At 42.3% G+C, this 23,772-nt stretch carries 19 protein-coding genes; 3 read left to right on the forward strand and 16 right to left on the reverse strand.

The window, feature by feature from the left end:
- Positions 1-20 precede the first annotated feature (20 nt).
- The 4 genes from MHN09_RS06490 to MHN09_RS06505 all read right to left on the reverse strand — a co-directional run bounded on the left by MHN09_RS06490 (position 21) and on the right by MHN09_RS06505 (position 4,992).
- Complete coding sequence (locus MHN09_RS06490; RefSeq protein ID WP_239239696.1) at positions 21-881, reverse strand: alpha/beta hydrolase-fold protein; 861 nt, start codon at positions 879-881, stop codon at positions 21-23.
- A 91-nt stretch (positions 882-972) separates the two neighbouring features.
- Positions 973-1,818 carry a formate/nitrite transporter family protein gene (locus tag MHN09_RS06495; protein WP_187446635.1) on the reverse strand — a complete coding sequence of 282 codons (846 nt, stop codon included), beginning with the start codon at positions 1,816-1,818 and terminating at the stop codon, positions 973-975.
- Positions 1,787-1,987, reverse strand: coding sequence for a hypothetical protein (locus MHN09_RS06500; protein WP_155279853.1), 201 nt, complete (start codon positions 1,985-1,987; stop codon positions 1,787-1,789). The genes MHN09_RS06495 and MHN09_RS06500 overlap by 32 nt, the downstream gene beginning before the upstream one ends.
- A gap of 89 nt (positions 1,988-2,076) precedes the next feature.
- A complete protein-coding gene (locus tag MHN09_RS06505) occupies positions 2,077-4,992 on the reverse strand; it encodes a pitrilysin family protein (RefSeq protein WP_342340032.1) in 2,916 nt (971 codons plus the stop codon).
- 329 nt (positions 4,993-5,321) lie between these two features.
- Between MHN09_RS06505 and lepB the strand changes: the two genes are divergently transcribed.
- Positions 5,322-5,975, forward strand: a complete 654-nt coding sequence (gene lepB, locus MHN09_RS06510; RefSeq protein ID WP_049588638.1) for a signal peptidase I — start codon at positions 5,322-5,324, stop codon at positions 5,973-5,975.
- Between the two features lie 444 nt (positions 5,976-6,419).
- Entirely contained in the window at positions 6,420-9,014 is a 2,595-nt protein-coding gene (locus MHN09_RS06515; RefSeq protein ID WP_239239701.1) for a TonB-dependent receptor, read from the forward strand.
- Positions 9,015-9,375: 361 nt separating this feature from the next.
- On the opposite strand, the gene MHN09_RS06520 is transcribed toward MHN09_RS06515, so the two are convergent.
- The 7 genes from MHN09_RS06520 to MHN09_RS06550 all read right to left on the reverse strand — a co-directional run bounded on the left by MHN09_RS06520 (position 9,376) and on the right by MHN09_RS06550 (position 16,118).
- Entirely contained in the window at positions 9,376-9,690 is a 315-nt protein-coding gene (locus MHN09_RS06520; RefSeq protein WP_156086625.1) for a hypothetical protein, read from the reverse strand.
- Between the two features lie 252 nt (positions 9,691-9,942).
- Positions 9,943-10,338 (reverse strand): MAPEG family protein, encoded by a 396-nt coding sequence (locus tag MHN09_RS06525; RefSeq protein ID WP_014976958.1) that lies wholly within the window; start codon positions 10,336-10,338, stop codon positions 9,943-9,945.
- Between the two features lie 147 nt (positions 10,339-10,485).
- Entirely contained in the window at positions 10,486-11,130 is a 645-nt protein-coding gene (adk, locus tag MHN09_RS06530) for an adenylate kinase (protein ID WP_014950043.1), read from the reverse strand.
- Positions 11,131-11,468: 338 nt separating this feature from the next.
- The gene (gene htpG / locus MHN09_RS06535) at positions 11,469-13,391 is read right to left on the reverse strand and encodes a molecular chaperone HtpG (protein ID WP_039236292.1); all 1,923 of its coding nucleotides are present in this window, start codon (positions 13,389-13,391) and stop codon (positions 11,469-11,471) included.
- A 240-nt stretch (positions 13,392-13,631) separates the two neighbouring features.
- Entirely contained in the window at positions 13,632-14,231 is a 600-nt protein-coding gene (gene recR / locus MHN09_RS06540) for a recombination mediator RecR (RefSeq protein WP_014950045.1), read from the reverse strand.
- A 5-nt stretch (positions 14,232-14,236) separates the two neighbouring features.
- Positions 14,237-15,184 carry a hypothetical protein gene (locus MHN09_RS06545; RefSeq protein ID WP_014950046.1) on the reverse strand — a complete coding sequence of 316 codons (948 nt, stop codon included), beginning with the start codon at positions 15,182-15,184 and terminating at the stop codon, positions 14,237-14,239.
- A 241-nt stretch (positions 15,185-15,425) separates the two neighbouring features.
- On the reverse strand, positions 15,426-16,118 hold the full coding sequence (locus MHN09_RS06550) for a hypothetical protein (RefSeq protein ID WP_231514306.1): 693 nt from the start codon (positions 16,116-16,118) through the stop codon (positions 15,426-15,428).
- A 267-nt stretch (positions 16,119-16,385) separates the two neighbouring features.
- On the opposite strand from MHN09_RS06550, the gene MHN09_RS06555 reads away from it, so the two are divergent.
- A complete protein-coding gene (locus MHN09_RS06555; RefSeq protein ID WP_049588633.1) occupies positions 16,386-17,174 on the forward strand; it encodes a ferredoxin--NADP reductase in 789 nt (262 codons plus the stop codon).
- A 77-nt stretch (positions 17,175-17,251) separates the two neighbouring features.
- Here MHN09_RS06555 and MHN09_RS06560 read toward each other — a convergent pair whose 3' ends face one another.
- The 5 genes from MHN09_RS06560 to MHN09_RS06580 all read right to left on the reverse strand — a co-directional run bounded on the left by MHN09_RS06560 (position 17,252) and on the right by MHN09_RS06580 (position 23,746).
- Positions 17,252-17,413, reverse strand: a complete 162-nt coding sequence (locus MHN09_RS06560; RefSeq protein WP_239239703.1) for a hypothetical protein — start codon at positions 17,411-17,413, stop codon at positions 17,252-17,254.
- 118 nt (positions 17,414-17,531) lie between these two features.
- The gene (locus MHN09_RS06565) at positions 17,532-19,256 is read right to left on the reverse strand and encodes an ATP-binding protein (RefSeq protein WP_239239705.1); all 1,725 of its coding nucleotides are present in this window, start codon (positions 19,254-19,256) and stop codon (positions 17,532-17,534) included.
- A 12-nt stretch (positions 19,257-19,268) separates the two neighbouring features.
- Entirely contained in the window at positions 19,269-20,507 is a 1,239-nt protein-coding gene (locus tag MHN09_RS06570; RefSeq protein ID WP_226433420.1) for an SIR2 family protein, read from the reverse strand.
- 15 nt (positions 20,508-20,522) lie between these two features.
- Positions 20,523-22,271 carry a restriction endonuclease subunit S gene (locus MHN09_RS06575; RefSeq protein WP_239239707.1) on the reverse strand — a complete coding sequence of 583 codons (1,749 nt, stop codon included), beginning with the start codon at positions 22,269-22,271 and terminating at the stop codon, positions 20,523-20,525.
- Positions 22,271-23,746 carry a type I restriction-modification system subunit M gene (locus MHN09_RS06580; protein WP_239239710.1) on the reverse strand — a complete coding sequence of 492 codons (1,476 nt, stop codon included), beginning with the start codon at positions 23,744-23,746 and terminating at the stop codon, positions 22,271-22,273. The genes MHN09_RS06575 and MHN09_RS06580 overlap by 1 nt, the downstream gene beginning before the upstream one ends.
- Between the last annotated feature and the right edge of the window lie 26 nt (positions 23,747-23,772).

A 23,772-nucleotide genomic window follows, 5' to 3' on the forward strand; every position in this document is an offset into this window, starting at 1 on the left:
GTCAGTTAAAGAAAACGCGACTAGCGCGGCGTTCCCAATATCCAATCGATCCCTTGGATAGCAACGGTGGGAAACACGGTCGCATGTGACGCACCGCCGATAACATGCAATTGTAGTGTTATGTTTTGATCTGCCTTAGCGATGATTTTACTTGCCAATGCTTTGCTCCCCGCAACCATATCTTGACCCTCGCCAAACTCAGGCGTTTCTAAGCTTCCCACACCAATGTAAACACGCTTGGGCGATTGAGTTTCAGCCATTTCTAAGGTTAGTAAGTAATCGTCATTAAACCACACTGAAGGGCTAACAAGCACATAGTTAGAAAAGGTTTCAGGAGATTGCATGAGCACGTAGCCGCCAAATAGCCCGCCTAATGAATGCCCAATAAAAGTCCGTCGATTGGCGTCTACTCGATATGTAGATTCAATAAATGTTAATACATCTCGTCTAATAAATGACAGGTACTCAGCAGCAAGACCGGTTTCCAGTTTCCAACTATTGGCTATGGCAGGAGTGTAGTCCCTTACTCTACTCTCCACGCCTTTTGATTCTAGGGAATAAGACAACCCCACTATGACCGCTTCTTCCATTTGGCCTACGTTTACTGGCATTCGCATAGAGCCTACGATAATAGGAAAACTGTAAGGCGCATCTGTTGTGTATATTACGGGGTAATCCTTGGAAGGAGATGTGTTATAGCCTTTTGGCAACTGTACAAATAACGTATATTTACGTGCAGTTTCCGTATCTTCTATTGTCACCATTTTGCTTCTAGGTAACGAAACAGACGCTTCAGAAATGATAGGTTTAATGATTGATTCAGCAAAAGCACATGAAAATGCACTTCCGACAAGAATTATTGCTGTTAGAAAGCGAAGCACCGTAATCCCTTAGTGGTTTAAACGGAATGTTATAACGCAGCTAATTTCAATTAACCACTGTTTGCACACCAAGGGTCACTTTTTGACTTCTCTATTTCTCGATTTCTCTTACCACTTGGCCATAAGCCAGCAGCGCGAACAGCCCCGTTCCGCCCACAATATTTCCTAGTAATGTTGCACCAATTAGTGAGAGTGTTTCAAGAACGCTTATTTTATTTTGCAGTGCTAACAAGAAAAGTTCTGTTGAACCGGCTATCACGTGCGTAAAATTTCCTATAGCAATTAAATAAGTAAAAATAACTATCATCAATATTTGAGAATGCTTAACCGAAGGCTTCATCCATACAATAGCGGCAATGATAAACCCAGATATAATGCCGTATGAGAAGGCGTCTGACGGTGATAGCTTGGCATAATGTTCAGAAATAGCGGTCATCCCTTCAACCAGCTCTGGTGGAACAGATTGCAGCGAAAAGCTGAAAAACGCAGCCAAAAAGGTGCCGAACATATTGGCGGCGAAGACAATGCCCCACAAGCGCGCGATGCACACTCCCATGTTAACCGATGGCTTGCTTAGCAAAGGCAGGATAACTGACAGCGTATTTTCGGTAAATAGCTGTAGGCGACCAACAATCACCAGCACGAAACCAACCGTATAGCCCAGGTTTTCGATAACAAACTGATTGGGAGAGTTTGCAAAGAGGTGATGCAGAATTCCTTCAGCAAGAATTGAAATCGAGATGCCAATGCCTGCCGCCACACCAGACCACCACAATGACATCATAGGACGCTGAAGTTCTTCTAACCCTTCCCTGTGGACAATGGCATACAAAGAAACAGAATTTAAGCTCTGATTATCTCGTACATCTTTTTCTTCAGTATGACTAAGGGCAACGCCTTGCTCCCTATGCCCAGACTCCTTCACTTTTTCTGTCACTCATGCCTCCTGCAACTCTTTGCTTAACTAGGACGTTTTCCTCAATTACATAGTATTTGGTCCACGACACAGCTTTTTGGCAGGCATCACCAGACCACCCTATTCGGTTACGTTGATTAAGCACGTTTTTGGTCACAATAATTTTGCCTATTTCAGATATAGCACTCATTTTAATAAAAAAGCCCGCATGAACGCTGTTCACACGGGCTTTGGTTTTATTGACGATAGTTATAATGCTTGCAAAACGTAAAACATGAACTAAGGGTTCAACAAGGTTGGTTGCCCTAACCCAAGCGCATCTAAACGTTCGAACTGGGTATCTTTGTCCCCTACTATCAAATAAATCATTCTATCAGGATGTACATATTTACCGTAAAGGCGCTTTATCTCACCAACGGTTAACGCTTTTACCTCAGCTTCTTGCTGTAAAACGTAATCATTGAGCAAGCCAAAGTCGCTAATTTCGCTAACCATATTCAATTTAGCGCCTAACGTTTCAAACGCCCTAGCGCCAGATTTAAGTGTAAACCCTTTCGTAACGTCTAAATCTTCATCTGAATAGTTTGCACCAAACGCTGCTAATATATCCATGATAGCTTGCGTTGCTTCTAAGGTAACATTCGACCTTACAGCGCTTCGTATGGTGAATTCCCCCGTATATTGATCGCTAGAAAACGACGAACGAATGCCATAGGTGTAGCCTTTGTTTTCACGCAGTTCCTGCATAAGCTGTGAGGCGAAACCGCCCCCGCCTAAACGATAATTCATCACACTGACTTTATAAGCATCATCATGAGTAACATTCGGGGCGGAATGGCCGAAATAAAGCACTGACTGTTTAGCCCCAGGCACGTCATAGAAAAAGACTTGGGCGCTTTCTGGCAGCTTGGGCTCTGGTACCTTCGCAAAAGTAACATCTTTTGGTAACCATCGCGCATTAAGTGGCGCTAGGCTTTTTACAACGTCCTGTTGTTTGATGTCTCCCACAACATGGAACTTTGCCAATGACGGTGTGAAGTATTTCTCGTAATACTTCTTAACATCTTCGAGCGTTGTGTCATCTACAGTTTGCTTATCTCCAAGAACCGTTTGAGCAAACGGATGCGCCTCTCCGTAAAGCAGTGTTTTAAACTCAACCGATGCAATGGCATTAGGGTTCGCTTTTATTTGTTCAATCTGGTTGATTGTATCGTCTTTAGCTAATTCAAACTCTTGTTCATCAAAGCGAGGAGAAAGTATCACTTCAGTGACGAGCTGCATTAAGTCACTGTAGTGCTTAGACAATACCGTTCCGCTAATAGTAATGTCAGTTTCAGAAGCACTGGCCTCCAGAGAAGCGCCTAAAAGCTCAATTTCCTGTTCCAGCTGCTCGGGTGTTTTTTCCGCCGTACCTTTAAGCAAGGTTGCGGCAAGTAAATTGGCGGTTCCTGTTTTACCTTCTGAGTCTAGAAGCATGCCACCATCTAGCTTTAACTCAAACGCGACCAATGGCACTTCGTCATTAGCAATACCTGTTATTTTGATGCCAGACGACAGTGTATTTTGCCAAACCTTAGGTGGTGTAATTTCTATTGATTCACCATAAGCAGGCTCTTTCGTGCGATCAAACGATGACGGAGTACGTTCGTATTCAGCCGCAACTGACGCATCAAAGCTCTCTTCCGCACCCGCGACAATTTGCTCCTCCACTACATTAGCTTCAGTAGAGCCGCTTAACACCAACTCTTGCTGTCCCTTAGGTACAAAGCTGGTGGCCACAAACGGTTTATCCTTAATATAGGTGCTATAAACACGCATTACATCTTGTTGTGAAACGCCCAGAATTTTCTGAACATCTTGGCTGATAAATTCAGCCCCGCCCGCAAAAATTTCGTATTGCGCCAATTGAAAACCTTTACCTAAGACGCTTGAAAGTCCTTGATAAAATTCTGTTTCTTGACCTGCTTTTATACGCGCCAAATCCTTTGAAGAAATCCCGTCTTTCTCAAAGCGGGCGAACGCTTCGTTAACTCCATCTGCAACAGTGTTTAAGTTCACGCCATTAAAGGCCATAACCTGCAGTTGTAGCTGTCCAGCAATCTCAGCATCATAGCCATAAAGATAAACATCACTGGTGAGCTTCTTCTCGTCAACAAGCACCTTGTTCAGCGGAGCATTTTTGCCTTGGCTTAAGTACTGAGAAAGTACTTGAAGTGGATAATAGTCATCGTGATATTCAGGTACGGTTGGCCACACCATAGTTAAAAGTGGCGCTTGTGCAAAATTATCTATATGGAATCGTTTTATAGTCTCATTGAGCTTCGCAGGTTGGGGCGGTAATTTATTGATTTGCTCTCCCGCAGGAATTTCATCGAAATATTTTTTAACCCACGCTTTAGTTTGATTTACGTTAATATCACCCGCGATGGTAAGCACCACATTATTAGGTACATACCATTTTTTGAAAAACTCTTTCACGTCAGCAAGCGTTGCGTTTTGCAGATCTTCTAACGACCCAATCACTTGCCAACTATACGGGTGCCCTTCAGGATAAAGGTTTTTATCAATCACATATTGATTGTGACCATAAGGGCGATTATCCACACTCTGGCGCTTTTCGTTTTTCACCACTTGCTTTTCTTTAGCGAGCACAGGATCTGTCACGGTATTAATGAAGAAACCCAACTTATCGGCCTCAGCCCAGATCATTTTTTCTAAGGCATCAATAGGGACCGTTTGGTAGTAATTGGTACTATCACGACTCGTCGATCCATTTGCACCAGAGCCACCAATTTTGGCGCTGAGTTTATCAAGACCGCCTTTTCCTAAATTCTCTGATTCGAGAAAAAGTAAGTGTTCGAATAAGTGTGCAAAACCCGTTCGCCCTTCCTTTTCTCTGGCTGAGCCTACGTGGGCAGTTAAGGCGACAGCTGCAACAGGGTCAGAGCTGTCAACGTGCAGCACAACAGTAAGCCCGTTATCCAGGGTAAAGCGCTCGTAGTCTACGTTGAATAATGACGTATTCGAGGAAGCGGTAGTTGTATCCGCATTAGAGTTCGCTTCGCTAGTTATGTTGGTAGCTGTTTGTGCATTTTGAGGGTAATTGGTGTTATGCGTACACCCTATCGATACTGAACTTAGCGCTATTACAGCGATTGCAGTGTACATTCTTGTTCGTTTGAATGTTTTAAGCATTGTTTTATTCTTTGCCAATCAAAAACGTAACAAGTACCACAAGTGCACCACCAGTGCCATGACATTCCTTTTTCGGTCATTTTTAGCATGCCTAAAGAAGCAGCGTTCACTTTTTACAGAGAGAAAAATAAATACATGATTTTTATGAGCTTTATTGCTTTTTATCAACACTCAATACCCGGCAGCTAGAGCAAACTTAATTAGCTACCGACATAGTTCGTTACATTTTCCACACCTCAATTTTGAACAAATTAGGTAATTTACAATCTACATCTATTACACAAGCCATGTCGTAATAAAACTTTGAACTAACGAGCAATCTACGAAAAGTGAGAACCGAAGCCGTGTTAAATCTAAAACAGAGCGTTAAGAACAACCTGCCTTTCATTTTATTTATGGTTTTGCTTTTCTCGTTTCGAAGCAGTGTTGCTGATTGGTATTATGTTCCTACAGGCTCTATGGAGCCCACCATTCAAGTAGGCGACCGCGTAGTGGTTGATAAATCAGCCTACACGCTAGAATTACCGTTCACAGACGTTGTTGTCGCGAAAACTGGTAACATCAATCGCGGTGACATTGTAATCATTGACAGTAATGCAGCTGAAACCAGACTCATTAAACGTGTGGTTGCCATTGAAGGTGACAAGGTCAAATTAGAAAACAACGTACTTTTTATCAATGGTGAAAAAGCAACGGTAAGCGCCAAAGATCACAATCTTTATTCCGAGGAGATTTTAGGCCAAACACGAACCATAGCGCTTAACCCATTACCTAGCCCTGCGAAAAACTTTAACTTGGTCACTGTACCTAGAGATCACGTGCTGGCAATGGGGGATAATAGGAACAATAGCGTTGATTCTCGTTATTATGGCTTCATTCCAATTGAAGAAATTCAGGGCAAAGCCAACGCTGTTGCATTTTCACTAGATCCGGACGATATGTATTTACCGCGAAAAGACAGGCTTTTCACTTCTCTTTATTAGATGTCGAGGATAAATTCTCTTTACATTAGTGCAAATAGACCTTTACCTACGCTCAATTTTTAAACACCCGGTCACTGGTCAGATCAGCTGCGTTTACCATCAAAAGTTATCTACACGAAAAAGTAGGCACTATTTTTAATACCTAAAATACTACCATTTGTGCGTTTCTGTTTCTTATCAGAACGCACGGGTTTTATTCCACTTTTTTATTTAGTCTTGTTGTAGAAGCATTGTCCCAAGGCTTTTACGCTTCGCAATAATACCCTATTCCCTTATTTCAAATTCACATTAGTAATACTCGGTTTACACACTTTGTAACCAAGTGTCACATCTTTCGTGTTTTACCCTATTGCAACTTAAGTATTAGGAGTGCTATTGATAAATCTGCAACATCATCGTGTTGCAAAAACACACAACAAGTAAAATGGAAATAAGGAAATAACAATGAAACAAGGTCGTAAAGTAAGTGCAATTGCAGTGGGATTAGCACTTTCAGGATTAACCTCTCTATCTCCTGCGTATGCACAGCAAGCTGACGAAGAAGCAGCCAACCTTGAACGAATTGCAGTCACCGGTTCTCGTATCAAACGTACAGATATGGAAGGCCCTTCACCTATTCAATCAATAGATGCAACAATGATTGAAGGCATGGGCTATGAAAACCTTCAACAACTACTCGAGCGTATGCCGGCCACAGGTGCGGGTACCTTCTCGACGCGCAATAACAGCCAAGACTCTACAGCCAATGGCGCGGCAGCGGTATCCCTCAGAGGTATGGGGCCAGATGCAACGCTTGTTCTAATAAACGGACGTCGCGTGGCAATTAGTGCCTTTGCTGAAAGTATCACTAACTCATTCGTTGATATTAACTCTATTCCTGTATCCGCCATCGAACGTATCGATATCTTAAAAGACGGCGCCTCTGCGATTTACGGCTCAGACGCTGTTGCAGGTGTAGTAAACGTAGTACTGAAGAAAGACTACGAAGGTCTAGAGATTAATGCAGGTTATGGTGGTACAACAGGCCCAAGCTATGATGAGACCACCGCCAGTATTCTATGGGGCTCTCAAAGCGAAAAAAGCAGTGCTACAGTTATCATCGACTATTTCAACAACAGCACGCTCGGCGCTGACGAAATGGGTCGTTACGGTACAGCCAACCAATCTCCTTATGGCGGTATGGACTTCCGTTCGTCACGAGGTTACCCAGGCTACTTCTACGTAGACGGCGTTAAAACTATCGACCCTGACTGTCCGGAAGACAGCGCAACGGCGTCAGGCAGCTGTCTGTTCGATTATGGCCCATTTGGTTTAACCATACCGGCTTCTGAGCGCGTGGGCTTTATTGGTCAGTTCGACTATAAAATTGGCGACGAAACCACAGCATTTATGGAAGTTGCAATGCAGCACAATACGTCTGAAGCAGGCGGTGCAGCAACACCTCTTGATGAAGATGCTGGTTTAACCGTTCCGGGTACGCATCCTGATAACCCGTTTGGACAAGACATTGAAATTGGTCGCTACCGCCCTGTTGATGCAGGTGCCCGTCGCTGGGATATCGAATCTGACACCCTTCGTTTAGTCGCAGGCCTTCGTGGCACGTTCAATGATTACGATTGGGAAGCATCTGTACAAAAAGGCCGCAGCCGTTCAGAACAAAGTGGTGATCAGTCACAAGGGTGGGTTCGCGTTGACTGGCTTCAGGAACAAATTAACCTTGGTAATTACAACCCGTTTGGTGGCGTTACTAACCCACAAAGTGTAATTGATGATATTACTACTAGCCTTGTGCGCCGTGGTGAATCTCGAATGACCAGCGTTGACGCTCACATTACCGGTGAAGCATTCAGCTTCGGCGACGATGTTGTCATGATGGCAGCAGGTGTTGAATATCGCGAAGAGCAAGTATCTGACGTTCCTGATGTTCAGTTCCAGCGCGGATTAATCTTCGGTACAGAATCGGTTTCTGCCTCTGCTGAACGCGACCAGTATGCTGCATACTTAGAGCTATCTATACCTTTAGCTGAACAGCTTGAGCTTCAACTAGCTGGCCGCTACGACCATTACAGTGACTTTGGTAGTACAACTAACCCTAAAATAGCATTACGTTGGGCGCCAAGTGATGAAGTAACCGTGCGCGGTTCATGGGCTCAGGGCTTTAGAGCACCGTCTCTTGCACAAGTTGGCCTTGGCCCATCACAGAAAAGTGTTTTCTTCGTAGACAAATATCGCTGTGATGCAACAGGTCAAGATTGTGAATCGTTGGATTACAATATCGAGTTTGCGGGTAACCCTAACTTGGATGCAGAAGAGTCAGAATCTTGGAACGTAGGAGTTATCTACGCACCTATTCAAGAATTAGGCCTGAGCATTGATGTATGGAGTATTACGCAGGATAACAAAATTGATGAGCAGCAATTCGGTTTAGTTTACGACGCGGAATGTAATAACCAAGACAGCACAATCTGTGTTCGCTTAGATCCGCAGCCAGGCGAGTCATTAGGTGTAATTCAAAAGATTTTCAACACCTACCAAAACGTATCATCTCAAGAAGCGTCTGGTGTTGATTTCAGCGCTAACTACCGCATGGAGTTGCAAGAGTTCGGTAACGTACGCTTTAACCTTGATTGGTCTTACATGAACGAGTTCGAAAAAGACGGTCTTGAGTACACTGGCGAATATGGCTATCCAGAACACCGTTGGTTATTCGGCACAACCTGGTCTAAAGGTGCGTTCGATGCCAACTTGAACATTAGCTTTGTTGGTGAGTTTGAAGACACGCCTGACATTGATTTCGACGGTGTGTTGGACTTTGAAGAAAATACCTCGAGAACGGTTGATTCTCAAATGTTGGTGGACTTGCAGTTTGGTTACAACTACAGCGATAACCTTCGCCTTGTAATTGGTTCAAACAACTTGCTTGACGAAGAGCCTCCGTTTGCTATTGGTGATGGTGATGGCGACTTGTACGGCTATGTAGGCGGCGTGCACAACCCGCGTGGCCGCTTCGTATACTCTAAACTAACTTACCGCTTCTAAAAGCCTTTAAAACGAAAAAGCGCTCAACGGCATTGCTTCACAATGGTATGCCTTGAGCGCTTTTTTTCATTCATGTATTAATGTGTGTTTAGAAAAAAAGATATTCAAAGAGCACCGTAGTGAGCCATGCGAGAATCACAGGCAATACAATCATCACATAAACCATTACCTCCGAGCCTACTGTTTCAGAACGCCAAGCGTCCATCATCTTTACCTTAAATCTACTCTTCAGTAAAAAAGTGTAGAAAATTATTAGTATCAATAAAACTAGAGTTTTTAGCATATAATTTATCAACTAATTTCTATGTTCTGACCTGCTCTAAAACTACAGACTTCTAAAAGCGTATTTAATTTGCAAGGTTTATTCGTCTGTTGTTTCCTCATACTGTGAATCGACGGCATTACCAATTGCCCCCCCACCAACTCCTAACCCTATGGTTCCTGCTAATCTTCCTACACTGCCGATAGGGTTGAAAAAGCCAGTGCCAGCCCCTGCTAAACCAGCTGACCAAAGTGATTTAGAACTAGCGCCGCCGCCTCCAGCTATAGCCGCTCCATAAACCCCTCCAATAGCTCCAGCAAAAGCGCCTACAACGTTAGCGAGCCATGCCCCATTAACTTGCTCTAGCTCTTCTTGAGCAAGTTCATTTGAATGTAAATGTGTTTTGCTTTCCATGGTACTTCCTTATATTTAATAAATTTAAGACTTTTCCGACACTGTATATTTCCAAAGCGAAAACTGTGCCGACAAAGCCACTATATCTGTAAAGATAAGAAAAAAGACCTGTCCCACATGCCTGATTAACAGCCACCTTTAGTAGTTTGATGAAATTTAAATCTTGTTTCGCATTTAACTCTCTAGTCTCGCATATAAAAAATGCCAGCTAAGCTGGCATTTTTCTATATGTATTTGCTTCTTTTGCAACGCTTACAATCCGAAATGAATGAGCACCAAATTACCTATTGCTGCACACAGCATAGCAAGGAAAGTCAGGATCATGCCCGCGAAGCGCTGCCAGCTAACGCCTGAGTGGCGACCTAAGCCATAGGCATGTAATACACGGCCAAATAACAGTGCGCTCCCCAATGCGTGAACAGCCCACACTTGGCCAGTATTGGCTTCAAAACACGCTATCATAATAAGGGTGATGGGTACGTACTCGCTAAAGTTGCCATGTGCTCTTGTCAAACGACTCAGGTCTTCGTGACCACCATCGCCAATTCCCACTTGGTGGCGACGTCTGGCGCCAATGACTAAAAACGACAAATACAGGTAGCAAATACCCAGTAAGCTGGCGTAAAACGCCGTGATTGGCAAAACCATGGTGTACTCCACATGTTCTAGTTATATCGCGCTGTATTAATCAGCGCTTAATTCAACATTCATGGTTGTCATTAAACGTTATCCGCTAATAAGTTACAAGCAACAAAAAAGGCCGCCTAAGCGACCTTTTGTTGACGTTGTTGGCAATTAACCTAAACGTTCAGCAAGTTCAGCACTCACTTCTTCAACTGGGCGCGTACCGTCAAGCTTGTGGTACTCACAGTTTCCAGCTTCCGCTTCAGCGCTGTAGTAGTTCACAAGCGGCTTTGTTTGCTCATGATAAATCGCAAGACGCTTGCGCACTGTTTCTTCTTTATCGTCATCACGAACGATAAGGTCATCGCCTGTTTCATTGTCTTTACCTTCCACCTTTGGCGGGTTGTAAACAACGTGGTAAACGCGACCTGATGCAGGGTGTACACGACGACCACCCATACGTTCTACGATTACATCATCAGGAACGTCAAACTCGATGCAATGATCAACAGTGACACCTGCTTCTTTCATTGCGTCAGCCTGAGGAATAGTGCGAGGGAAACCGTCTAACAAGAAACCGTCTTTACAGTCATCTTGTGCAATACGCTCTTTTACTAGGCCAATGATAATCTCATCAGATACTAGTTTGCCTTCATCCATTACACGCTTTGCTTCAAGGCCTAGCTCTGTACCTGCTTTAATTGCAGCACGAAGCATGTCGCCCGTTGAAATTTGTGGAATGCCATATTTGCCCATTAAAAACTGAGCTTGTGTGCCCTTACCCGCGCCAGGAGCGCCGAGAAGAATGATTCGCATGAGTGCGTTCTCCGCTTATGATTTTTAAACTTTTTACTTCGGGCACTTTACACATTCAACACTGGGGTGACAAGTGTAAGCAGTACCGTAAAGTTAATCTTAAGACTAATGGCGAATATATGTTCAGCTTATAGGCACTTTTGTAAATTTGCGCCTACACCCATTCAGTAACTCATCTTATTTAAGATGAATAAGCTAACTCTTAATATGATTAACTTGAAATTTTAGACCGCCAAAATATAGCACAATAAAATGGCTAAACTTACTTTTGTTAGTCGTAGAAATAAAAAAACGGGCATTACGCCCGTTTTTAAATGTAAACCTAATGGTTTATTGCTTTATTTAGCTAACTTCATTAGCAGTGTGTTCAAGTTCTGTACAAAACTAGATGGGTCTTTCAAGCTCCCCTGTTCTGACAGTGCAGCTTGATCAAACAATACGCCTACCCACTGATTAAACAGCTCTTCATCTTGGGTATCCGCCAGCAGCTTCACCAAGCTATGCTCAGGGTTAAGTTCAAAGTGATACTTCACGTCTGGCACGGTCTGCCCTGCTGCCTGCATAAGCTTCATCATTTGCGTAGTCATGCCATTGTCATCTGCTACGATGACCGCAGGTGAATCTGTTAAGCGATGGGTAAATTTAACGTCTACAACCTTATCGCCAAGTGCAGTTTTAGCTCGCTCAAGAACACCTTCAACTTGCTTTTCTGCTTCTTCTTGCGCCTTCTTAGACTCTTCGTCTTCTAAGTCGCCTAAATCTAAGTTTCCTTTCGCAATTGAGACAAACTGCTTCTCGTTAAACTCAGTAAGGTGAGACATTAACCATTCGTCAATGCGTTCGCCCATCAATAGCACTTCAATTCCTTTTTTGCGGAAAATCTCAAGGTGAGGACTAGACTTGGCAGCTTGCAAGCTATCTGCTGTCACATAATAAATCTTATCCTGACCTTCTTTCATTCGCTCAATATAGTCAGCTAATGATACGGTTTGTGCATCAGACTCACCGTGTGTAGAAGAGAAGCGTAACAAGCCAGCAATTTTCTCGCGGTTACTGAAATCTTCAGCCGGCCCTTCTTTTAACACATTGCCGAATTCATTCCAGAACGACTGATATTTTTCATTGTCGTTCTTCGCCATTTTTTCAAGCATCTGTAATACGCGCTTAGTACAACCTTGGCGTAGCGCTTGCGTTATCTTATTGTCCTGTAGAATTTCACGAGACACGTTAAGCGGAAGATCATTGCTGTCTAGCAAACCTTTAACAAAACGTAGATAAGTAGGCATGAACTGTTCGGCGTCGTCCATAATGAAAACGCGTTGAACGTAAAGCTTAAGACCATGACTTTGGTCGCGATTCCACATATCAAATGGCGCTTTAGAAGGGATATACAATAAACTTGTATACTCTGTTTTACCCTCTACTTTGTTATGCGCCCATGCAAGCGGATCAGCAAAGTCATGAGAGATATGCTTGTAGAATTCGTTATACTCGTCATCAGTAATCTCAGACTTTTCACGAGTCCAAAGCGCGGTGGCTTTGTTTACAACTTCCCATTCACCAGGCTGGCCTTCAATTTTTTCGCCATCAGGGCCTTCACTTTCAGGCACTTCATCTTTCCACATCTGCACAGGAATACTGATGTGATCAGAATACTTACTTACGATAGAGCGTAAACGCCATGCATCAGCAAATTCTTTTTCGTCTTCGCGTAGGTGAAGCGTAATCTCGGTGCCGCGTGTAGGCTTGTTGATTTCGGCAATCGTGAATTCACCTTCACCGTCTGAAATCCACTCAACACCTTGCGATGCATCTGCACCAGCAGCACGAGTTCGCACCGTTACTTTGTCAGCTACGATGAACGCAGAGTAAAAGCCAACACCGAACTGGCCAATGAGTTGTGAGTCTTTAGCGCTATCGCCAGAAAGTTTGCTAAAGAAGTCTTTAGTGCCTGACTTAGCAATTGTACCCAAGTTCGCAATGACTTCATCGCGAGTCATACCAATACCGTTATCGGTAATGGTGACGGTATTTGCTTCTTTATCGACGCTAAGCTTTACGTTTAACTCGCCATCGTTTTCGTAAAGACTGTCATTTTCTAGCGCACGAAAGCGTAACTTATCCGCAGCATCTGCCGCGTTTGACACTAACTCACGTAGAAAAATTTCTTTGTTTGAATACAAAGAGTGAATCATCAGATGAAGAAGCTGTTTTACTTCTGTTTGAAAACCGTGGGTTTCTTTTTGGGCTGCTTCAGCCATAATCCAATATCTCCTCGTTGAATGGATCACGTTTGATGTTAAACAGGTAAGGTCGCTCAACGCACTTTTCAACGTTTAGAACGAAAATTTATTTTTTATAAGGAGATTTATCTTCAATAAAGTTTGATGTTGAGTATTTTGTGGGCGAGCGATAAGAGAGAACGTGACGTAGGCCCGCCAGATGCGGACCCACGTTGAGTGTTTTAATTACTAAGAATGGGTATACCCCAATTTACAGTACTATAGTTTGCGGCGACCCGAAAATGCGTGGGTGAGAGTATTACCATCAATATACTCGAGCTCTCCCCCAACCGGCACGCCGTGGGCAATTCGAGACGCATCAACGTTATGGCTTGCACAAAGTTGAGCGATATAATGTGCCGTGGCCTCCCCCTCTACAGTCGGGTTTGTGGCGAGGATAACTTCATTTATCCCACCTGCGGCAAGACGAGCCTCAAGCTCAGTAAGACCAATTTCTTCTGGCCCAACGCCGTCAATAGGAGACAAATGACCCATAAGCACAAAATACTGCCCCTTGTAACTTAAGGTTTGTTCGATTGCTAGTACGTCTTGTGGGCTTTCAACAATGCATAACAAGCCACTTGCTTCTCTTTCAGGGTGACGACAAATGTCACATAGCTCGTCTTCAGTAAATGTTCTGCAGCGCTTACAATGATGAATATGCTCCATGGCATTGTGTAATACGTTGCTTAAATCAATTGCCCCAGTGCGATTACGCTCTAATAGGTGGAATGCCATACGCTGAGCGCTCTTGTTGCCAACGCCGGGAAGACACGTTAGTGCCTGAATTAATTCTGAGAGTAGCGGACTGAACTTCATAGTATTTACTGCTTTGGTGCTTTTTCTTTTTGATTCGAGCTTTCGCGGTATTTAATCACGTTCCGCTTTGCTTGGTCGAGCTTAACTTCATAAATGTTGCCCCCAAATAACCCCTTGTACTCTTCATCGGTGAAAACCAGCGTGTTGTCGTCATAAAACGTCACTGCCTCTTTTTGTGTGACTACGCCTAAATCAATACGCGACACATCGCCACTGAAGAAGTTATCGCCTTCAAAATTTTCAAATAACCACAGGCTTGTTGAATCTAACAGCACCAGTTTAGTCCTATCAGGGCTTATTGCAGCCGATGTGATCCAGCATAACTTTTCAAGGGTGGTACAGGTTTTAAATTCGCCGATGAGCTGTGCGTCAAAGTTAGCGGCATGATCCCCCACCTTATACAACTTGGTGATGCCATCGAAGGGTTTTGTTCTATTTTTTGTAAACAGGTAGAGGTTACGCTTGTACTCTACAAACGCTTCCAAATCGTAGTTCTTGTCTTTCGGTTTTACTTTTCCTTTTCCCATTTCCGGGTAAGTAAACTTAATGATTTCTGCTTCTGTGGTATCGGTTTTTATGTCAATGGGGTTTTCAATTTTATAAATCGTTAACCAGCGTCGCTTGTTGTCATTGTTGCCGAAGTCTCCCAAAAAGAAATGACCGAAACTGTTTTGTGTCATGTCTTCCCAGTCGACGTTTTTGGCATTTGTAACTGTAACTTCCCTCTCAATAGTTCCATCTTTATTGAGCATATAAAGGATGGGTCCATCGCCACTGTCGTTAATGGCCCAAAGCCTTTTGTATTTATCGTATTCTATACCTGAAATTTCCTTAAGCTTCGGGTCGACCGTTACTGTTTTCATTTTAAACAGGTCGTGAATACTCATAAAAAACAACACAGTTGCGATGGGTAGTAAAATAACCGTGGTGATAACTAAGCCTTTCCTTAGCACTACTAAAACCTCTATTTTAACGAGTTAACTTTCGCGATTAGCGGTTAACTGAACACGTTGAGTTTTCTGAAAGATAAAAAACGCAATGATACAACGATCATTCAACTATTTGGGACACTTTTTCTACGGAACAACGGTTAAATGAGATTTTACAGTTAATGTCGATGAGTTGGGCATGCGCTCAATATTTGTAATCTGTGTATCAGCCCATAATTATCAACGTATCATGCTGAAAACAAGCCTAACCTTTATCAGTAAGTAGACGTTGACGTCCATCTTTATTGAATACGGTTTCATCGTGCTTTATGAATTTTTCAATGATTGACTGCTCATGGTCAGTAAATGCAGTTTCAAAATTTTGGTGACCAACGCTCACTGTAGCTTTTTGCCCATTTGCTAACTTTTCGTTAGCCAGCGCTAACTGACTAATGAAATCATTTAACGATATCCGATTGTATGTAAAGATCCCGGGCTTACTCAATGATGCAGGTGTGAGTAAGTCATCATGTTCAAGCATAAAGGCGTGTTTGAAAATTGCTTGAGACTTTGTGAAGCAGGCAGTAGGGCTGCGCAGAGTAGCAGCTTCTGGAAGCGCTTTAATACGGACGCTCTGACCATTGTCTGCGGTTTGCCAAGTTACACCACACACACTAACACTAAATGCATCCACCTGATTAGCAGTTTCCTTTCGCGCTAGCGTTGAGACGGTATCCAATGCTTGAAGCTCAGCAAGAACTTGAGGTAAAGACGTCATTGAGAGCTTTTCAATTGTTATCTTTCCCGTGTTGGACTGATAAGTAACCTTCAGCGTGTTCTCTAGATAGTAGACTTGGCCTGTGTCCTTCCAAAGGGATACAGCGGTATTATTGATAGACGGGTTTTCGACGGCACAATCGCGTTGGGCCTGAAAGCGTTTTAACATTTTTGCTAACACAGCGTCCTCCCTCATTTCGAACTGCCACATTCTATTATTTGTGTTCCTTTGCTATGCGCAAGCTAAATGACTGAATGTGACAGTGTTTTAATGTTACGGAAGAAAGGCCTGGTTGAACTATTGCTAAAAATACTTATTTAAAACTGATAGCACGTTAGATTTTACGTGCGTATACCGACACCACAAACGTTAATGATAACTATTATCATATTGTAAAGTGTGCGAGAATGGCAGCATGGCTTGATGACTAAGTAAGTAGGAAAACGAATGCGAAATCTTATAAACGCAACCGTAACCCAAGTTCACCATTGGAATGACACTCTGTTTAGTTTCAAAACAACGAGAGAATCATCTTTTCGTTTTGAAAGTGGTCAATTCGTTATGATTGGTCTTGAAGTAGATGGTAGGCCACTGATGAGGGCCTACAGCATCGCAAGCCCAAATTATGATGAGGAATTGGAATTTTTTAGTATTAAGGTGCCAGATGGTGCGCTTACTTCTCGCCTTCAAAATATAGAACCTGGTGACCAGGTAATGATTAATGTTAGGCCTACAGGTACGCTCGTGCCTGGTTTCTTGTTACCCGGAAAACATCTTTATTTGCTCAGCACTGGTACAGGTCTAGCACCATTTATGAGTATTATCAGAGATCCTTTCATTTATGAAAGCTTTGAAAAAATTATATTAGTTCACGGAACGCGGTGGCGCTCTGAACTTGCCTATCAAGACGAAATTGAGCACCAACTTCCTAACAACCCTTATTTCGGTGACGAAGTGCGTGAGAAACTCATTTACTATCCTACTGTCACGAGAGAAAGTTATGAGAAAAACGGTATCGCTCACGAAGGACGGATAACGAAGCTAATTGAAAGCGGAAAGTTGATGGATGATATAGGTATGCCTGAATTAGACACTGAAAATGACAGATTCATGCTATGTGGCAACGACAACATGCTACAAGACCTTATGTCTATGCTAGACGACAAGGGCTTCTCGAAAGCTAACTCGCGTCGTCAGGGGCATTATGTAATTGAACAAGCATTTATAGAAAAGTAATGCGCAACGCATTTGCCTGACCATCGGCAACATTTTAAGTTTTCAATAAAAATCGCCGGCGTGTTGCCGGCGACTTTCTATGATTTCACTCGCAAAATACTTGCAAGCTGTATCGCTTCTAGCTTTACATAATTATTTAAAACGGCATTTTGAAGCCAAATGAGGCTTCGTTGCTGATGAGTGCTGATTTGCGGTATTTCGCGGCTTGTAGCGTTATTGACATTGTTTTCATCACTCAATATTACTCTTTATTACTTAACTTTTGGCCCCTATTTGACCCCATATATTACCAAGAGCCGGAGCTTACTTAAGGGAACAGATATTATCTTTTTTTGAAACCCATGACTATTACAAGTTTTATCTACGCCCCCACGCTGAAGAAAAGGACGCACTTGTTGATTCAGGTTCATTTGTAGGTTTCCTAATTTTTACCATCATAGGAAATGGAAAATCCACTCCTAAAAGTAACGCTTCTCCCTGCCCTAGAACTGGTAGAAAAGAAGCGGATTTTTGGTCGATTGAACCGACAGCTTTCTTGACGATGTCCTGATCTAGCTGGTTAGTGAGTCTGTGCACGATCATTGTACCTACCTGACTTAAAACATCTTCTGGAATGTCTCTTGGACGCTGCGTTGCTATTGTTACATTAAGGCCATATTTTCTGCCTTCTTTAGCTATATTACCAAAAGCATCTAATTCTACTCTACTCGTTTCATCACCAATTTTCTTATTCAAAAATTGGTGCGATTCATCAATGAAAACTAATAGAGGATTTTCTTGGGAGATTACTCCGTTTCGAGCTAGGGAAAGTAACTTTCTACCTATTGCATTTACTAATACCTCTCTAGCATTCGCTTCAAAAGGCACTGAAGATAAATCAAGCCTCAATATTTCGCTGTTTGCAGACGCTGCTAAAGAATCTAATAAACTTGGTATCGTATTTAATGAAGGATCACAATCAATCATCCAACGAAGGTGGTTATTTTCTGACATTGCTTTTATTCTTGATAACAGATTTAAACAATGTCCAACATCGTTATCAGCCTTTGCTCCCCACTTGGTTGTGTCTGGAGCACGAGCATTACCAGCAGAAGGCCATACACACTCATTTATAATTTGATCAGCTAAGAGGCTAAACCTCCACGGTATCTGATTGATCCGTCCAGATATGCTCTGAATTGCAGTTTCTATCGGAGCCTTAAGCTGCTCTGCTTTCACCAATAGATAGTTTGATGAAATTGGCAAGCCATGACTTGGATTTTGATAAAATGAGGTGACTACTTTTAGGCTCTGAATTGCAGACTCTAATTTAGGCGATTGACTTTGGGCTGAGGGCCGCAACAAAGCACGTAAATCACTATCGGTAAACATCCAATGCGGAAACGTGACATTTGTATTTGTGGAACGGGTATTTGCACCGACATAATAACTTGTGCACGGGAGTGTACGATATTCACCAGTAGCATCAATTAATAAAACCTTACCTCCAGCTTGTCTAACCTGCTCTATTAATGTTGCTGTTGTATAGCTTTTACCACCACCAGTAGTCCCTAAGATGGCGCAATGTCTTGAGAATAATTTCTCAGGGCTGAGGTTAATTTTTACTGATCGATCATGAGGCATTTCAGCTATCGGTAAATTGATATCACCATCTTTCGACGACAATCCTTCAGCTAATTTTGATACTAATAGAGGATGAGCAGAATATACTTGTGCGCCTAGTTTAGGGTAACGCCGAATACCCTTATAATTTTCACCATTTTCCACATCCACACTAACCAATAGCTGAACTAGGCCAATGGGATTATTCGTGGGGATACTATCGTCCAGAGCATCAACACTTAATCTTTCACCACTCTCAAGCCAGACCTTTACAATACGACCTAGAATAGAATGGCCTCCAGCATCAATAAATATATACTCATTGACCTCACCAGCTGAAAGCCTGCCGCCGAGGAGCCAAACATTATCTCCAGAACCAGAGTCAGTTAAATTAACTTTAGCATCGGTTGCAGAAACATCAATTAAGCTACCAATTCTTCTCTTGGAATCATGTGGAGAAAACCAATCACTCGCAGACATGTAAAATCCTTTTTATTGACCAACTAGATCTTTAATAGCCTGATAAACTCTTTCTTCGGGTGTCACCTTCTGCCTTTCAGGAATAAGTGAACACAAATCATCAAAAGAACAGTCAACCATCATTGTTCTGGCATCTCCAGCAATCATTAAGTTAGTTAACATTGACCGAACTGACGAGTTAAATGCTCCACTTGGATTAAAAGGATCTTTTGTTGCTACGATTAAATTGAATTCAGGGTTCGTACGCAAGGCCATCGAAATGGCATTGTTCAAGTGTTTATCGTTAAAACCAAATCCTGCACATAGTAGAGAAGTTTTCGGTTTTTGGAGTGCATCTAAAAAAGCCGACATCATATCAATATAGGGAGAGTCATAAGAACTTTGGTACTTGGAACTACTAGGGTATATGAATACTGGCTCACAATCCCCATCTTCAGTGAAAGATAGCTTCCGAATAGACCCGTTAATTTTTACCCAGTCGACAGAACCATGCAATTTATATAAATGCATTAAATTTGAAAGGTAAGAACCAGTCTGTTCATTAGCTTGTGTTCTATTAACTATATCGTAATTAAACCAAGCAGGATTGAAGCGGGACGGTTTAGAGAATTCAAAGCCATCAATAACGATTACTCCATTATTGGATGCTGCATTCTCAAAAGCCAAATCATAATTCGTTGTAAATAGCTTTAGCCTTTTTTGCTTTGGAGTTCTTTTAGAAAGAGTTCTGATAAACCTATTGTGTGCAGACCACTTTTCATTTGAAACTTTGTCACAAAAATTAGTGGCATCAAATATAACTTTTTTAGCCAACTTTAAAAAACGTTCAAGTTGCCCTTGCCTAGTTCTCGATAAAGTTTTTAGCTCTATATAGGAGTCACATAATGAAAGAAGCAACTCAATATCTTCTATTATCTCGCCTGTAGAATTAGTCTGTGCAGTCTCACTATATCTAACGGCACTTCTCACTAAACCGAATAACTTATCGTCAGCATTCTTACATAAATTCCACAAATCCCACATGCTAGGAGCAACTTTAGGCTGCCCCACAATTTGTGAATTAAGTGACAACGATGTTCCTGAACCAGCTAAAACTATCAGATTCTCAGAGTCCACTAGCCGATTTAAAAATGAAGTAACTGGCGCTAACTGCTCCTGAACATCATCACCACTCAGATCTACTTCAGTTTGCAAAAGCCCGCCAGAAGCATCTCTGTCATTACCAGCATATAGATATTTCAAGCTACTCATTCTCTCTCCTTGACTCTAGTAGTTGGCTTTTACTGAATCCGCCACATTACTTATTGTTCTTTGAACTGTCTGTAATTTTGATTTCAATTCATCACAAATAGCAACCAGATAACGTACTCTCTCAGATATCCTTTTTTGCTCCATTACTGGGGGAATACTGAGGGTTAAAGAACTAATATGCGTTTGATTTACTGTTTTCTGACCTGCGGTACTAATAAATAGATCAGAAATTTTATCTCGAACTAGACGAGAAGAACCTAAAATCGCAAGATAATTTGGCTCTATACAAGGTATTGGGAAACGCATTCTGATAAAATGATCACAGTAAATGGCATCAGTTACTTTTTCTACAGTTATAAATCGACCAACAATTTCTGAACTACCGTTTACCCTTATAATTAAAGTATCACCTTTCTTTAATAAGTATTTTTCGATAGTCTCCTCATTTATTATTAAACGTCTTGTGTCATTTTCACTTATTCTCCAGTCCTTTATATCTGCTAGTCTAAGAACTATTGTCTCCTTACCCTTTTTGTCACCTCTACTTGAGACTCCATTTTGAAATTGAGGTATTAAAGCTCCTAGTCTAACTACTGCCCATCCTTCTGGAGTGCTAAATGGAAAATCGCTTTCATTAACTTCTTTTAATTCTGTCTGTTTTTTTATTTTTTTATCTTTGATTAGCTGTTCTTTTTCTGCGGCGATGCGTTCCAGTAGTTTTGATGCGGGTTCGTCGTTGGGGTCTTGTTTTACAAGTTTGCCCATTACTGCCAGTTGCAGGATGGTTTGTTTTAGCTGGTCGATGCTGTCTTCTGTGGTGAATAACACGTCGAAGTGTTCACTGATGCGCTGCCAGCTTTCGTTTAGTTCATCTGCATCTTTTGCGTTGGTGAGCGTTTCTAGAAGTGATTTAACGAGTGTTTGATGCGCTTCTATACTGGCTTCGGTTTGTGACTCTAATTGGTCACATAGGGCCATCAGCTCTTCTACTTTTACTACTATTCTTTTTTGTTCTTCTAACGGGGGCACAGGTACAGGAATTGACTCCCATTTGCCCTTGTTGAGAATTGCTATCGTTGTGGAAGAAGACTTATCCCAAGCCAATCTACTGAAATACGGACTACGAAGTGCCTGATATAAGTATTGTCCGAACTCAGGAACGTAGGGAGTAATTGAGTTGATTTGCTGATTAAAGGAGCACTTTCGGTCAATTAATTGACATTTCCCGATTGTGCCAATGCAAACCATTAGAACGGAATGCTCATCTGCAATTCGGCCTAATTTATTTGCACCGTCAAAAGTTAACCCCATAGAGTCATAATCGACACCGATATCACTGATATCAGCTGGTTTAATAAATGGAATATCACTTCCATAGTGTTCCTGGTTCGCTTTTGGAGGAGTAGAACCAGTTTGTGTATTACCTAAATTACCAAGTCTTTCCCAATGCCAACTTTTAGGGATAGAAAAAGGCAACTCAACCTCATCGACTAATGCCAATGGCTTTACTTTCTTTAAACTACCTTGTTCAATTAACTTAACTTTTGCTATTTCAAGATCTTTCAGAAATTGTATTGCTGGTTTATCGTTTTTATTTTGGGCTACTAACTTTCCCTGCACTGCAAGCTCTAAAATCAGTTCTCTCAGCTTTTTTATCCCATAAAGCTCAAGCTTGTTGGAACTTCCCCGTCCTGACGCAGTCTTGGTTTTGATTACCGATGTCCAGACATCCAGTTTTTTAGTAATTATGCTTTCTACTGACATTAGGCTTTACCCTCAGTACCTGAAGATAATGCTTCTGCTAAAATGCCTTTTAGCTGATCCCGCAATACCTGAATTTCTTGCAGTTGGGCTTCATATTGCTTTAACAGTTCGTCTGGATCGTGGCTTTCTACTTCACCTACATGCGGGTTTTTAATATCCAGGTTGAAGTTACGTTCGATAACATCTTCAATTGAAACTTTCCAGGCCTGCTCATTTTCTACACGGCTGGCAAAGTCATCTGTTTCTGTACCCCACCATTCTTGTTCGGTTTGGAATTCTTCGAACTTCATTGGCTTGGTTTTGGAGTAGTTTTTTACGCCTTCTGGGTAAGGATGTTCGTAGAACCAAATCTCTTTGGTTGGTTTACCTTTGGTGAAAAACAGCAGGTTGGTTTTAATGCCTGTGTACGGGTTAAATACGCCGTTAGGTAGTCGAACTATGGTGTGCAGATTGCATTCTTCTGTGAGCAGCTTTTTGATTTTGGTTTTAACGCCTTCACCAAAGAGCGTGCCGTCTGGCAATACCACTGCGGCGCGTCCGCCGTCTTTTAACACTTCAATGATGAGCTGTAGAAACAGATCGGCAGTTTCCCGCGTTTGCATATCAGAAGGGAAGTTCTTTTCGATACCGTCTTCTTCGGTTCCGCCGAATGGCGGGTTGGTGACGATAACGTCAAACTCACTATCCCAGTTTGAAAGTGGGCGGTTAAGCGTATTGTCGTGCCTGATTTGTACGGGTACTTCAATACCGTGCAGCATCATGTTTGTTGTGGCTAACAGGTGAGGTAGCTGTTTCTTCTCAACGCCATGAATTTGATTTTGCAGTGTTTTATGGTCGGCTACGGTTTTTACATATTTTGATTTTACATGGTCAACTGAACACGCTAAAAACCCGCCTGTGCCGCAAGCAGGATCAAATACTTTATCGCCTAATTTCGGGTCTACCCTGTCTACAATAAAACGGGTTACAGCACGGGGCGTATAGAACTCCCCTGCGTTACCTGCACTTTGCAGATCACGTAAAATTTGCTCGTAGATGTCACCGAATAAATGGCGTTCTTTTGAATCAGTGAAGTCTACTTCATTTAGCTTGTTAATCACTTGGCGTAACAGCGTGCCGTTCTTCATGTAGTTGAAGGCATCGGAAAACGCTTCGCGGACAATAAAGCCCCTAGGGTTCTTATCGATGGGCGCTGTTAAGTTTTTAAGTCCTGGGAACAAGTCATCATTTACAAACTCCATTAACTCTTCGCCCGTGATCCCTTCATCATCCGCTGCCCAGTTACGCCACAGGTACTTAGGTGGAATTGGCTCACGGTAGTCATCCATTTCAAACTCCAGCTCTTCTTCTTGTGCATCGAATATTTTTAGGAAGAGTAACCATGACATCTGGCCTAAACGCTGAGCATCACCATCAACGCCAGCGTCTTTTCTCATGATGTCCTGAATGGATTTAATAACGGTACTGATTGACATACTTTCTTATTCTCTAATTCTTTATT

This window comes from Alteromonas sp. MmMcT2-5 (assembly GCF_022348315.1).
In the GTDB taxonomy this organism is placed as follows: Bacteria; Pseudomonadota; Gammaproteobacteria; order Enterobacterales; family Alteromonadaceae; genus Alteromonas; species Alteromonas macleodii.

Bases quoted from the DNA above. Each gene is read 5' to 3' on its own strand.
- MHN09_RS06555 (WP_049588633.1), top strand. From the start codon at position 16,386: ATGCGAAATCTTATAAACGCAACCGTAACCCAAGTTCACCATTGGAAT.
- MHN09_RS06520 (WP_156086625.1), bottom strand. From the start codon at position 9,690: ATGGAAAGCAAAACACATTTACATTCAAATGAACTTGCTCAAGAAGAG.
- MHN09_RS06565 (WP_239239705.1), bottom strand. From the start codon at position 19,256: ATGTCTGCGAGTGATTGGTTTTCTCCACATGATTCCAAGAGAAGAATT.
- MHN09_RS06500 (WP_155279853.1), bottom strand. From the start codon at position 1,987: ATGAGTGCTATATCTGAAATAGGCAAAATTATTGTGACCAAAAACGTG.
- adk (WP_014950043.1), bottom strand. From the start codon at position 11,130: ATGCGAATCATTCTTCTCGGCGCTCCTGGCGCGGGTAAGGGCACACAA.
- MHN09_RS06580 (WP_239239710.1), bottom strand. From the start codon at position 23,746: ATGTCAATCAGTACCGTTATTAAATCCATTCAGGACATCATGAGAAAA.
- MHN09_RS06575 (WP_239239707.1), bottom strand. From the start codon at position 22,271: ATGTCAGTAGAAAGCATAATTACTAAAAAACTGGATGTCTGGACATCG.
- MHN09_RS06505 (WP_342340032.1), bottom strand. From the start codon at position 4,992: ATGCTTAAAACATTCAAACGAACAAGAATGTACACTGCAATCGCTGTA.
- MHN09_RS06570 (WP_226433420.1), bottom strand. From the start codon at position 20,507: ATGAGTAGCTTGAAATATCTATATGCTGGTAATGACAGAGATGCTTCT.
- htpG (WP_039236292.1), bottom strand. From the start codon at position 13,391: ATGGCTGAAGCAGCCCAAAAAGAAACCCACGGTTTTCAAACAGAAGTA.
- MHN09_RS06515 (WP_239239701.1), top strand. From the start codon at position 6,420: ATGAAACAAGGTCGTAAAGTAAGTGCAATTGCAGTGGGATTAGCACTT.
- MHN09_RS06525 (WP_014976958.1), bottom strand. From the start codon at position 10,338: ATGGTTTTGCCAATCACGGCGTTTTACGCCAGCTTACTGGGTATTTGC.
- recR (WP_014950045.1), bottom strand. From the start codon at position 14,231: ATGAAGTTCAGTCCGCTACTCTCAGAATTAATTCAGGCACTAACGTGT.